Raw genomic sequence first — 13,029 nt, forward strand, 5'->3', positions numbered from 1 at the left:
TACGGTCTCTGGGGGATTTGTCTATTTCCTTATGCTCTTAGCAAGCGCAATCCATTTAATATAACAAGAATTGTACTTCCTTCATGCCCAAGTACACCAAGAGGCAAGTCAACGGCCTGCATAAAGTTTGATATAACTAATAGAAAAATAATAGATAGGCTAAAAAGAACATTTTGCTTTACAATTCTTTTCATTCTTCTCGATAGTCGAATCGCTTCAGCAATACGCGGGAGATCATTTTTCATTAAAACAACATCTGCTGTTTCAAGTGCAACGTCCGTTCCTTCACCCATTGCAATTCCTACAGAGGCAGTGGCAAGGGCAGGAGCGTCATTGATTCCATCGCCAACCATCGCGACAGTTCCATATTGTTTCAGCAGTTTTTTAAGCTCGGTTACTTTTGTTTCTGGAAGACACCTTGCAACATAATGGTCAACATTCGTTTCAGCTGCAATCGCTTTTGCCGTTGATTCACTGTCACCAGTTAGCATGATGGTTGTAATGCCTGCTTTTTTAAGCTGCTCGATCGCTTCTTCAGTCTCTTTTCTCACCGTATCTTTTAAGGCGATAAAGCCAATAACAGTCCCATTTTTCTCAATAAAAACAACGGTTTTTCCTTCTTGTGATAAACGGTCGGTCACACTTTCCTGAAAGCTTTCAAGTGTATGTTCTCCGAACCATTCAGCTTTCCCAATTTTCCAATCAGCCCCGTTTAACGTTGATTGTACGCCAAACCCTGGAATATCCTCTACTGCTTCCGGTGAAGTCAGTGCAACGTCATAGTTATTTTTAATGTACATGACAATTGCCTGTGCAAGGGGATGATTGGACTGATTTTCAATAGCAGCTACTGCTGTTAGCACTTCATCCTTACGTTGATCAGAACGAATGACAAGATTGGTGACTTCTGGTTTTCCTTTTGTAAGCGTTCCTGTTTTATCAAACGCGATCGCTTTTACTTTGTGGAGATTCTCTAAATGTACGCCGCCTTTAAATAGGATCCCTTTTCTGGCCCCATTTGAAATACCGGATAATGTTGCCGGCATAATAGATGCGACAAGCGCACAAGGAGAAGCGACAACCAGTAAAACCATCGCCCGGTAGAAGGTTTCCTGCCAATCCCATCCAAGCAAATAATGAGGAAGAAACATCATAAGTCCAACGACTAGAAGTACAGCTTTAACATAGCGTCCTTCAAACCTTTCAATAAAGAGCTGAGATGGAGATTTTTCACTTTGAGCGGTTTGAACAAGCTGAATGATTTTTTGAAACATCGTTTCATCGTTATTTTTGGTCATGCGGATGGTCACAGAGCCTGATAAGTTAACTGTACCTGCAAAGACCTCATCACTTAATGATTTGGAAACAGGGATGGACTCACCTGTAAAGGCTGCTTCATCAATCGTTGTTATTCCTCGAATAATCTCTCCATCTGCCGGCATACGCTCCCCTGGCTTTACGACTAAAAGATCACCTATCTTCAAGGCTTTAATTGATACTCTTTTCTCCTCTCCATCAACCAGCTTCCAAGCTTCTTCGGGCTGAATATCCATCAAGGATGAAATTTCCTTTTGACTCTTATTCATGGTGTATGTCTCAAGTGCTCCGCTGATAGCAAAAATAAAAATTAAAATGGCGCCCTCTACCCAATACCCGATGATGGCAGAACCAACGGCAGCAAAGATCATCAGCATCTCCACGTTCAACTCTTTATCCTCAATTGTTGCCTGAATGCCTTCCTTCGCTTTGGCGAATCCCCCAATGACAAAGGCCAGGAGATAGAGCACGATTGAGAGTGTTTCAGCATGTTGATAGCCTGCATACCATGCAAACAAGATTAATACACCGCTGAATAGAGCCGCAATAAGCTCTGCGTGCGGTTTAATTTGTTGTAGCATTCCCGCTGATTGAGCAGAGGGAAGATAGGGAGCAGCTTTAAGTTGAGATTGCATTTTTCATCACACCTTTCTTTTATGAAAAAACAAATAAATGATAATTGAGTTTTTTAATTGAGAATAATAATCAACGTCAATTCATTGATAAAGAGTAATAATAAGCTGTTCTAACGGACATTAGTGTAATTTATTAATAACACTTATTAATTTATAATAATTATAATTTGATATTATATTATCATGAAAAGGGATGGGTGTATAGAATAATGTACTAAAAAAGTCACAACAAAGTGTTGTGACTTTTCTAAGAAGATAACTCTTTTTTATTATTTTGAATGAAGGAAAAGATCCATAAGCATAAACATATTGTGAGAAGCATGCCGCTAATTAGATAGAAAAAGCTAGATCCTCCGAGCCATTGAATCGTGATTCCACCTAAAAATGGTCCGCTAATGCTGCCGACGCTAAAGGCAATACCGCATAATATGTTTCCGCTCGGTAGAAGATGCTTAGGCAATAAATCGGTCATGTAGCTGATTCCAAGAGAGAATGTTGATCCGACTGCCATTCCAGCAATAAAAAATGTGATAAACAATCCAATTACAGAAGTGCCGGCAATCCCAGAGCCTATAAAGCAAACTGAACCAATAAGCAATACTGTCATCAGAACCCGATGTCGTCCAAGCTTATCACTTAGTATACCGAGGGGGAGCTGAAACACGATGCTGCCAATTGAAAAAGCCGGAAGAATAATCGCGATTGCATTAGCCTCAACACCATTGCGAAGTGCATAGATCGGAAAATTCCCATGTAGTGATGCCTCAAGGAATCCGTAGCACATTGGGGGCAAAAAGGCGACCCAGGCATATTTGGCTACTTGTCCAAAGCGTTTAAAGGTTCCAAATATAGAGGCAGTTCCAATATCACTTTTATCTGGAAAATCATTTTTCAGTAAAAAGACAAAGCCCCAGGTAATTAAGGTCAAAATTCCCGATAGGATAAATGGGAGTGAACGCTCGATTTCTACAAGGGAACTCATTGCAGGACCTGCGGCAAACCCGAGAGAGAAAAATAATCCATATAAGGAAATATTCCGTCCTCGGCGATGCATAGGAGAGAATGAAGTAATCCAGGTCTGAGTAGAAAAATGCAGCATTTGATCACCTACTCCGATCAATAAACGAAGTAAAAACCAAAACCAGAAATGCTGCCACATTGGAAAAGATAATAATGAAAGCCCTACGATAAAGCCGCCAACAAGAATAATTGGCTTATAACCAAATCTTCTTAATGGTGCCTCCATTAACGGCGCCGTAATCAAAATTCCGATATAAATCCCTGTTGCATGAAACCCGTTCAAAGAGGATGAAACGCCATCCTGCTCGAAAATAATGGCAATTAGGGGGAGCAGCATTCCTTGTGAAAAGCCTGAAATGGCAACAACACTAATTAAAATCCAAAAACGAACTGTGCTCGACACGTGCATAACAAAAAACGCTCCTGACTAGGGTGAACCCATAAATGTAAGCATGATCATAGTCATATTCTATGTAAACGTATATAATTTTACTATAGTTTGTTGAATAGGAGAAGGAGTGGGATATGATGGAATTCACCATGCGAGAAGGCGGTTTTTCAACAGAGTTTGCATATGGAAAACTAGATATTTCAGGAAATGAAGAATATGGCTTTCGACCATATCAGCTTTTAGTGTCGTCTGTTGCGGTTTGCAGCGGAGGTGTACTAAGAAAAGTATTAGAAAAAATGAGGCTTTCATTTGAAGATATTAAATTGACTGCTGATGTTGAACGCAATCCAGATGTTGCTGATCGCATCGAAAAAATTCATTTGCATTTTATCATTAAAGCTGAGGATTTGGACGAAGGAAAAGTAAAAAAAGCGTTGGAGCTAACGAGAAAGAATTGCTCAATGGTTCAGTCTGTCATTGGCAGTATTGATGTAACAGAAAGCTTTGAAATCATATAAAGCAGCAACACAAAAACTCGGTCCAATTCTTTCAATGAAAGATTGATCCCGAGTTTTTATGTTTTTAAGTAAATTTGAATGTCATCGTTCATAATACCGCACTATTTCTAAATAAGCGCTCGTCATCACCTCTCCTTTTCTATTGGATTGTTTTTGATTTAATACAACCCTCCTTTGATTAAGCTAATTGAAGTATATCATATAAAATAAGAAGTGTAAATATTCAAAATAAATAAAATTTTGTTTTTTGTTATTTTGGCTGTGTTAAACGTGTTGGTTGATTACAGCACACAGGCGCTCGCGTTCCGCGGGGTGGGCGGTGAGCCTTCCAGGTAGCAGACGCATCTGCTTGAGTCTCAACTCTGTTCCGCTTCAGCGTGCAGAAGTCTTATACACCCGCTCCAATCAACGCTGTGCAAAAATCAACAATGGACTTTAACATAACTATTATTTGAAATAATCAAATGAAAGAAAATATAAAAAGCTGCCATAAAGACAGCAGCATGTTTATGGCTTGCGCTGAGGCATCCAGACGCGATTATGGTTGGTTGTTTCAGGAAATGTATCTCCAGCTGCAAGATGAATTTTTTGAGGTTTATTTACCGTACTGCCAGACTCGCCGATCTCTACATAAAACCCATTGTTTGGCGCCTTTTGCCCCGGTTTAAATTGATGGTTCTGACCCAAGGTGATCCCTCCTTTGTAATAGCTGCATGTTTAGTTTTTCCGTTTTTAATGAGTTTATGAATGATTCTTTTATGACAATAAAAAAGGATAGATGAATGACTCACCTACCCTCTAAAAAGCATTATACAGCTAAAGTCCTTGACGATCTCTAAGCTGCTTAAATTCACGTGTGAGTAAGCCTAAGCTATCTTGAAATAACTGCTTTTCGTGTTGTAAAATCAGCATCTTTGTAATACATATCCTTCACTAGCAGATTTGGCCCCAGACATTGAACCGCTGAACAATGGCAGTTCATGCTTTTCGCTTGTTTGCTTTCGATCCAACGGTCAAATGACTGTTGAAGGTCGTCTGTTTGAATATTTCCAAGTGGAGGTGTGTCCCCAAAATCAGTCACAATAACTTCTCCGCTAAAAATATTAATATTTAAACGTGATCGTCCATCAGGATCATTTCTTACCGTCACATTTTTTGTGGAATACAGGCGTTTTAGCAGCTCCTGATTTTCTTCATTCATATCGCATGCATAAAATGGAATTGTTCCAAACAGCATCCATATATCCGGGTCGCGAATGTCGAGCAAGTGTGAAATGGCTTGTCTTGTTTCAACTAATGAAAGTGTTTTGAGAGAAGAAGCAAAATCACTTGGATACATTGGATGGATTTCATGTCGCGCACACTTCATATCTTCAACAATTTCTCGATGAATATGTTCAATATATGGAAGTGTTTTTTTATTTAGCATGGTCTCAGCGGATACCATTACTCCTGCATCACTTAAGGCACGGCTGTTGTCAATCATTCGATCGAACAATCGCTGGCGCTGCTCGCGGGACGGCTTGCGTTCCATCATTGCAAAACCTGTATCGATAAATTCATCGACCGTTCCCCAGTTATGAGAAATATGGAGGACATCCAAATACGGAATAATCGGATCATAACGATCAAGGTCAACTGTTAAATTAGAGTTAATTTGGGTTCGAATGCCGCGATCATGTGCATACTTTAAAAGAGGAGCAACATATTGCTCAACTGATTTGCGTGACATCATCGGTTCTCCGCCCGTTATGCTGAGTGAACGTAATTGTTCGATTCCGTCCAATCTTTTTAAAATCAATTCAAGCGGTAATGCCTGAGGATCTTTAGGAGACAATGTATATCCAACTGCGCAGTGGGCGCAGCGCATATTACATAAAGTTGTCGTCGTTAATTCTATATTGGACAGAGTCAAATTCCCAAACTGCTTTATATCTTCGTAAGCCTCCCACGGATCATACTGCGGTGTGATCGGGGTTGAGGCATGTGTTGAGGTCATAACGGTATCATACTCCTTCATTCTTTCTGCAACATGCTCATTATCAAGATTAACGTTTGATGTGTCAACAAAAGCCAATCCGATTGCTCAAAATAAGTTAATTCCTACTAGGAGGGTTGCACGTATTGCGAGAATCCGTTACCATAACAGCATGCGTGAAAGGAGCGATAGCAATGGGAAATGCCATACATGATAATGACTCACAAGTGCTGTATTTAAAACAGCGTTTAAATATGTTTCTTGAAGTTCTAGAATCCGTTGATCCAGAAAGCGCGGAATTGGAAGATATAGATCGTATGATTCAAATGGTTGATGATTTGGAATTAAAAGTTCAGCAGTTTAAGAAGTCATAAGCAGAAAGAGATGCCTGATGAAAAGGTATCTCTTTTTATTTTGGCTGTGTTAAATATGTCTGTTTATTGCAGAACTCAGGCGCTCGCTTTCCGCGGGGCGGGCGGTGAGCCTCCCAGGTCGTAGTCGTCGCACCTGTCTTGCTTCAGCCCGCAGGATTATCGCACACCCACTCCAATCAATCAACGCTATGCAAAAATCAACAATGGACTTGAATAAAGCTTTTATTTTATATACGTCTATGTGAGGGTTGAAAATGACAATTTATATTTGCATATGATTATAACAAATGGTATGGACTAAGCTTCTCTCTAGCAAATTCTGTACAAATATAATAGAAACCGTTTTCAAATCATCTTTTTTTCATCTGCTTAAAAAGGTATAATAGAAACGATAAACACTTTACTGCTGTACCTAATCAAATGATTGTGAGGAAATAGGAAGGGGCTAGACTGGATGAATACGAATGTACTGGAAAACAGCTTGTATGAATTAATCGTTGAAACATCAACCAATTTACCAAAGGATGTGCGAAGAGCAATTCGCGCTGCAAAAGCCCGGGAAAATGCAGGAACAAGAGCTGCAATGAGCTTGGCGACCATTACGCAAAATATTCAAATGGCAGATGATAACGTTTCACCGATCTGTCAGGATACAGGTCTGCCTACGTTTAAAATTAAAACACCAGTTGGCGTAAATCAAATGGAAATAAAGAAATCAATACATAGCGCGATGATCCGCGCAACAAAAGACGGCAAGCTTCGTCCAAACTCTGTAGATTCACTTACGGGGGAAAATAGTGGAGATAATCTTGGCCTTGGGGTGCCGGTTATTAAGTTCGAACAATGGGAAAAAGATGATATAGAAGTGCGTTTAATCCTTAAAGGCGGCGGCTGTGAGAACAAAAATATTCAATACAGTCTTCCGTGTGAGTTGGACGGACTCGGCAGAGCAGGCCGTGATTTAGACGGAATTCGTAAGTGTATCATGCATTCGGTTTACCAGGCACAGGGTCAAGGCTGCAGTGCAGGATTTATTGGAGTGGGAATCGGAGGGGACCGTTCTTCAGGCTATGATCTAGCGAAGGAACAGCTTTTCCGCTCAAACGATGATATCAATCCACATGAGGATCTTCGTAAGCTTGAAGAATATATAGTGAATAATGCAAATGAGCTTGGAATCGGAACTATGGGCTTTGGCGGTGAAACCACATTACTTGGCTGTAAAATAGGTGTGATGCACCGTATTCCAGCAAGCTTCTTCGTTTCCGTGGCATATAACTGCTGGGCATTCCGTCGTCTTGGTGTATCACTAAATGCCGAGACAGGTGAAATTGTGGATTGGATGTACCAGGATGGAGAAAAAATCAGTTTTGGTGAAGAAGAACAACAGCCGTCACAAACACCTGAAGAAGCACCAACTGTTGTAACACTGCAAGCGCCGATTTCGGAAGAAGACATTCGTAAGCTAAAAGTGGGAGATGTCGTACAAATTAACGGCATGATGTATACGGGACGCGATGCGATTCATAAGTATTTAAGCACCAATGATTCACCGGTAGATCTTAACGGTCAGGTTATTTACCATTGTGGTCCGGTTATGCTGAAGGATGAAGCAGGGAATTGGCATGTGAAAGCAGCGGGCCCAACGACATCGATTCGGGAAGAGCCTTATCAAGGTGATATTATGAAACGCTTCGGTATTCGTGCAGTAATAGGAAAAGGCGGTATGGGACCGAAAACACTAAAAGCTTTGGAAGAGCATGGCGGTGTTTATTTAAATGCCATTGGTGGAGCGGCTCAATACTACGCTGACCGTATTAAATCTGTCGAAGGCGTAGACTTAATGCAGTTTGGTATCCCTGAAGCCATGTGGCATTTAAAGGTGGAGGGCTTTACTGCTGTTGTGACAATGGACGCACATGGCAACAGCCTTCATAAGGATGTTGATCAGTCCTCTTTAGAAAAGCTTTCCCAGTTTAAAGAGCCTGTATTCAGTTAATTTTTATTACTTATCTGTTCGGGAGCACTCAGATCTTTCTGAGTGCTTTTTTAAACTGATATAACAGCATATGCTATTTAAGGTGCATGTTGCTTGTTGTGCTACCACATAACCGTTCAGAAGTTGAACATCTTATAAATCAAGGGAGGAGTGTGAAGATGTTACAGCATGGTAAGGCTCTTAAATGGATATTTGCTTTTACATTGGCAATAAGCGTAATGTATCCTATTTCAGCACAGGCAGAAACAATGCATTGGGGATTTCAGCGCGGGAAAAATGGAGAACAAGCCAATGCGGGTCCCAAATACGAGGCAATATTAAAAGAAAATGATGCCGTCTATAAGGGTTCCCCCGATGAAAAAGTACTGTATTTAACCTTCGATAATGGATTTGAAAATGGCTATACGGAGAAAATTCTTAATGTATTAAAAGAAGAAAAAGTACCAGCTACGTTCTTTCTTACAGGACATTATTTACAAAGTGCCTCACCTCTTGTAAAAAGAATGGTGAAGGATGGACATATTATCGGAAACCACTCCTGGGGACATCCGGATTTGACCACAATATCAAAAGAACAAATGCTTGAAGAATTCGCAAAGGTAAAGAAGAAAACAGAGGAATTAACCGGTCAAAAGGAAATGATGTTTATTCGTCCGCCAGAAGGCGTTTTTAATGACTTTGTCTTAAAAACGGCAAAAGAAGCAGGGTATACTCATATTTTTTGGTCTGTTGCATTTGTTGATTGGCATGCGGATCGACCAAAGGGTGCTGATTATGCGTACAATGAGATCATGAAGCAAATCCATCCAGGTGCTGTCATTTTGCTTCATACAGTATCACCTGATAACGCTGGAGCACTTCAAAAAGTGATCCAGGATTTAAAAAAGCAAGGATATGAGTTCAAGGACTTGAATCATTTACTCAAGAATCAACCATCGTAGAATATAGACAAGATCATCAAAGCTAAACGCGGAACAAGCTTCTGCAATTTGCGGATGATCTTGTTTTTTTCGTTTAAAAAGATTTGTTCTCTTTAAAAGGTAGTAATTTAACTTAATTTATACTATATTTTGAATAACAGATATTTAAAGAGGGGCATGTAATGACAGAGCTGTCAATGAAGAAGGAATTAGAAGCATTAAAAATTGAAAACCAGTTATTGAAGGAACTACTATCACAATTTCCGCAAGCCATCGATCATTCTTCAATACATTTCAGTCACCAGACAGAAAAAATGATGGAAAATCAATTACATCATAACAACGGGAGGAAAATGGACTTTTCAATCACTTCCGATATGTTTGAGGTAGCAGAAAGTATTCTTTACGAAATCCTTGATCATGTACCACATCATATCGTGTTTACAGATAAAAATGGAATCATCTCCTTATGTAATCTGCAGGCTGCAAGAGATTTAAAGGTTGAACAAAGGGATGTCATAGGCAAGCATATTCGTGAGCTTTTAAAATTACCGGATGAGAAAATCATTATTCTTGAAACGGCTAGAACGGGAACGGAAGTAGTGAATAAAGAAGTTCTTGATCGAAATTACGGGATTATTAATACAAGAATTATTTATGATGCAGACGGTTCAATTAAACGAGTAATAGGAACCTTTCAATTTTTAAACCGCTTTAAGGATGCGGAGAAACAGGCTCTTGCTGGAAGAATCGCAGCAGGAATTGCCCATGAAATCAGAAATCCTCTAACGACTGTCAGGGGGTATTTACAATTTCTGCAGGGGAGTGTAGATAATGAAATCTCCGACCTTTTTGAATCCTTGCTGATCCCTGAAATTGACCGTGCCAATAAAATCATTTCTGATTTTCTAAGAATTGCCAAGCCTACAAAAACAAAAAAGGAATTCTTTCAGGTTGAAAAGTTTTTTAATGACCATCTCGCCAATTTTTTAAATAGTGAAGCACTCCTATACAATGGAAGCATCAACTATGATATTAGTCCAGATTCTGCCAGTCGTTTTCTCGAAGGAGACAGCGATGAACTAATTCAAGTCTTTATTAATTTGTTCAGAAATTCTTTAGAAGCGAATCAGGATCAGCGTTTAAGCATTCAAATTAACGTGAAGCTTGTTGAAAATTGGTTGAGGATTTCATTCAGAGATAATGGTAAAGGAATAAACCCCTCAATTCTTCCCTATATATTTGACCCATTTTTCACAACGAAGGATGAAGGAACAGGACTTGGGTTATCGGTTTCGAGAAAAATCATTGAAAATCATCATGGAATCATGGAAGTGGACAGCAGTAAAGAAGGGACTATTTTTACAATTTTACTTCCTGTGGAAAAATAAAGCGACCAGCTGACTATATAAGCTGTTCGCTTTATTTTAATTGAATTAAGGCTGGTCTCATGATTCATGCTATAATGGCGAAAAAGGTTGGCGGGAATGAAATGTGGCAAGAACGTGTGAAAATTAAGGGACCATATGCTTTTAATCGTGTAATCGAGCGTCTTTTGATTGATCCACTGAACGCTATCGATACTGAACAAATGATGGTGAAGATGCCCTTTGATAGTGGACGGCGTCAGATGATCAGCGTGCAGTCAATTGGAACAAAGGATGACCCGGAATTTATTGTAAGAGGGAGCTTTAAAGAAGATCAAGAAAAGGTGTTAAATTATGTGTTTGAACATTTCCAATGGGACTCTCCATTAAGTGGAATCAATCAACATTTCGCACAGTCTTCTCTTTCTTCCATTTTTGAAGAGCACAGCGGAACGCCTCTTGTATTGGAATCATCTGTTTACAGCAGTCTTATAAAGAGCATCATTCATCAGCAACTAAATATGGCATTTGCGAGCGTGCTTACCTATCGTTTTGTGACAAGTTTTGGTGAACGATTGGAGGATGTTTGGTTTTATCCGACACCTGATGTTGTTGCGTCTCTCAAAGTAGAAGAATTACGAGCATTGCAGTTTAGCCAGCGAAAAGCCGAATATGTCATTGGGGTAGGGGAACGTATTGTACAAGGACTCCTCAATGTAGCTTCTTTTTCTAGTTTAGAGGATGAAGAGATAAAAAAACAGCTCGTAAGCATACGCGGTGTGGGCCCATGGACCGCAGAAAATGTGCTATTATTTGGACTTGGGCGATTAAATGTTTTCCCAATGGCGGATATTGGGATTCAAAATGCCATAAAGAAACAATTTAAAATGGACCGAAAGCCCACCATTCAAGAGATGGAGCTATGGAGTAAGGAATGGAATCCTTATTTGAGCTACGCATCACTCTACTTATGGCGGAGCATAGAAACAGGGAAGTGACACAGTTGAGTGAACAGCAAGGAGATATAAAAATAAAAGAAAAGCAGCAATTCCCTCTGACCATTAAACGTCTTGGGATCAATGGTGAAGGAGTCGGCTATTTTAAACGACAGGTTGTCTTTGTCCCGGGTACTCTGCCTGGTGAGGAAGTCGTGGTTGAAGCAACAAAGGTTCACACTAAATTTGCTGAAGCCAAGGTTATGAAAATCAGAAAAGCTTCACCGCACAGGGTAACTCCTCCGTGTTATGTGTACGAAGCATGCGGTGGGTGTCAGCTGCAGCATTTGGAATACTCTCAGCAGCTGGTTGAGAAAAAGGATCTTTTAATGCAGGCACTTGAACGTCATACAAAATTTCGTTTGGATGATCTCAATATTCGCGGCACCCTTGGCATGGAAACCCCTTGGCATTACCGAAATAAGAGTCAATTCCAGGTTGGCAAGCAAGGCGAAAAAGTCATTGCAGGCTTATACGGACAGAACTCCCATCAGTTAGTTGATATCAAAGAGTGCATTGTGCAGCGCAGTGAAACGAATAAAGTCATTCAGGTCGTAAGAAAACAGCTCGAAAAGCTTTCTATACCTGTCTACAATGAACGAAAAAGAAAAGGCTCTGTACGTACGATCGTGACACGTGTAGGCGTGCAAACGGGAGAAGTTCAAATCGTGATTGTTACGGCAACGAATGATTTGCCAAAGAAAGAACAACTGATCAAAGCTCTGCAGAATAAACTTCCAGAAGTGAAGTCAATCATGCAAAACATTAACCCTTTATCAACTTCTTTAATCTTTGGTGAAAAAACAATTCTTCTGGCTGGGAAAAAAACAATCGAGGAAAAGCTGGATGGATACAGCTATCATCTATCAGCGCGAGCATTCTTTCAGCTTAACCCGCTTCAAACGGAAAAGCTGTACAATGAAATTAAAAAAGCCGCGGATCTAACCGGCACAGAAAAACTCGTGGATGCATACTGCGGATCCGGAACAATTGGTCTGTGGTTATCTGAGGGGGCTGGGGAAATTAGAGGAATGGATGTCATTAAGGAATCCATTGAAGATGCAAGAATCAATGCTAATAGCTATCATCTTAAAAATACCCGCTATGAAGTCGGTACTGCAGAGGAATGGATGCTGAAATGGAAGCAGGAAGGCTGGAGACCAGATGTTGTTGTGGTGGATCCTCCCCGTACAGGCTGTGACCCATCGCTGCTTAAAACCATTTTAGCTGTAAAGCCAAAGAAGTTTGTCTATGCGTCATGTAATCCATCAACACTTGCCAAGGACCTGATGATGCTATCAACCCATTATAAAATAGAGTACATTCAGCCGATTGATATGTTTCCACAAACTAGTCATGTGGAAAGCGTTACGAAGCTGGTGTTAAAAGAACAAGCAGGGAGCCGATAGGGCCCCTGCTTGTTTCATGTGAAATAAAGTTAAAAATGAGAATGTAGTCTTGCAGCTATGAGTGAGAAAAAGCATGGGAAATGGAATACATAAACGACTAACTGTA

General features: G+C 40.1%; 11 protein-coding genes. 7 read left to right on the forward strand and 4 right to left on the reverse strand.

Annotated elements, in window-relative coordinates; genetic code table 11:
- Positions 1–29: 29 nt before the first annotated feature.
- Together KP78_RS08350 and KP78_RS08355 are read right to left on the reverse strand one after the other, a co-directional pair.
- Entirely contained in the window at positions 30–1,952 is a 1,923-nt protein-coding gene (locus KP78_RS08350) for a heavy metal translocating P-type ATPase (protein WP_041088029.1), read from the reverse strand.
- A gap of 247 nt (positions 1,953–2,199) precedes the next feature.
- Entirely contained in the window at positions 2,200–3,381 is a 1,182-nt protein-coding gene (locus KP78_RS08355) for an MFS transporter (protein ID WP_041088030.1), read from the reverse strand.
- A 119-nt stretch (positions 3,382–3,500) separates the two neighbouring features.
- Between KP78_RS08355 and KP78_RS08360 the strand changes: the two genes are divergently transcribed.
- Positions 3,501–3,881 carry an OsmC family protein gene (locus tag KP78_RS08360; RefSeq protein WP_041088031.1) on the forward strand — a complete coding sequence of 127 codons (381 nt, stop codon included), beginning with the start codon at positions 3,501–3,503 and terminating at the stop codon, positions 3,879–3,881.
- A 507-nt stretch (positions 3,882–4,388) separates the two neighbouring features.
- Here KP78_RS08360 and KP78_RS08365 read toward each other — a convergent pair.
- Together KP78_RS08365 and yfkAB are read right to left on the reverse strand one after the other, a co-directional pair.
- Positions 4,389–4,568, reverse strand: coding sequence for a YjzC family protein (locus tag KP78_RS08365; RefSeq protein ID WP_041088033.1), 180 nt, complete (start codon positions 4,566–4,568; stop codon positions 4,389–4,391).
- A 184-nt stretch (positions 4,569–4,752) separates the two neighbouring features.
- A complete protein-coding gene (gene yfkAB / locus KP78_RS08370; RefSeq protein WP_041088095.1) occupies positions 4,753–5,880 on the reverse strand; it encodes a radical SAM/CxCxxxxC motif protein YfkAB in 1,128 nt (375 codons plus the stop codon).
- Between the two features lie 173 nt (positions 5,881–6,053).
- Between yfkAB and KP78_RS08375 the strand changes: the two genes are divergently transcribed.
- The 6 genes from KP78_RS08375 (at position 6,054) to rlmD (ending at position 12,923) form a co-directional block, all read left to right on the forward strand.
- The gene (locus tag KP78_RS08375; protein ID WP_041088097.1) at positions 6,054–6,233 is read left to right on the forward strand and encodes an SE1561 family protein; all 180 of its coding nucleotides are present in this window, start codon (positions 6,054–6,056) and stop codon (positions 6,231–6,233) included.
- Positions 6,234–6,687: 454 nt separating this feature from the next.
- Positions 6,688–8,232 (forward strand): fumarate hydratase, encoded by a 1,545-nt coding sequence (locus KP78_RS08380; RefSeq protein WP_041088034.1) that lies wholly within the window; start codon positions 6,688–6,690, stop codon positions 8,230–8,232.
- Positions 8,233–8,390: 158 nt separating this feature from the next.
- Positions 8,391–9,173: a delta-lactam-biosynthetic de-N-acetylase gene (pdaA, locus tag KP78_RS08385; protein ID WP_041088035.1), complete on the forward strand. Its 783-nt coding sequence runs from the start codon at positions 8,391–8,393 to the stop codon at positions 9,171–9,173.
- 161 nt (positions 9,174–9,334) lie between these two features.
- Positions 9,335–10,543 (forward strand): ATP-binding protein, encoded by a 1,209-nt coding sequence (locus tag KP78_RS08390; protein ID WP_041088036.1) that lies wholly within the window; start codon positions 9,335–9,337, stop codon positions 10,541–10,543.
- Positions 10,544–10,644: 101 nt separating this feature from the next.
- Entirely contained in the window at positions 10,645–11,517 is an 873-nt protein-coding gene (locus KP78_RS08395; RefSeq protein WP_041088099.1) for a DNA-3-methyladenine glycosylase family protein, read from the forward strand.
- Positions 11,490–12,923 (forward strand): 23S rRNA (uracil(1939)-C(5))-methyltransferase RlmD, encoded by a 1,434-nt coding sequence (gene rlmD / locus KP78_RS08400; protein ID WP_052474719.1) that lies wholly within the window; start codon positions 11,490–11,492, stop codon positions 12,921–12,923. Before KP78_RS08395 ends, rlmD begins: the two co-directional genes overlap by 28 nt.
- The last annotated feature ends 106 nt before the right edge of the window (positions 12,924–13,029 follow it).

Origin of the sequence: Jeotgalibacillus soli (assembly GCF_000829435.1) — a bacterium.
GTDB lineage: Bacteria > Bacillota > Bacilli > Bacillales > Jeotgalibacillaceae > Jeotgalibacillus > Jeotgalibacillus soli.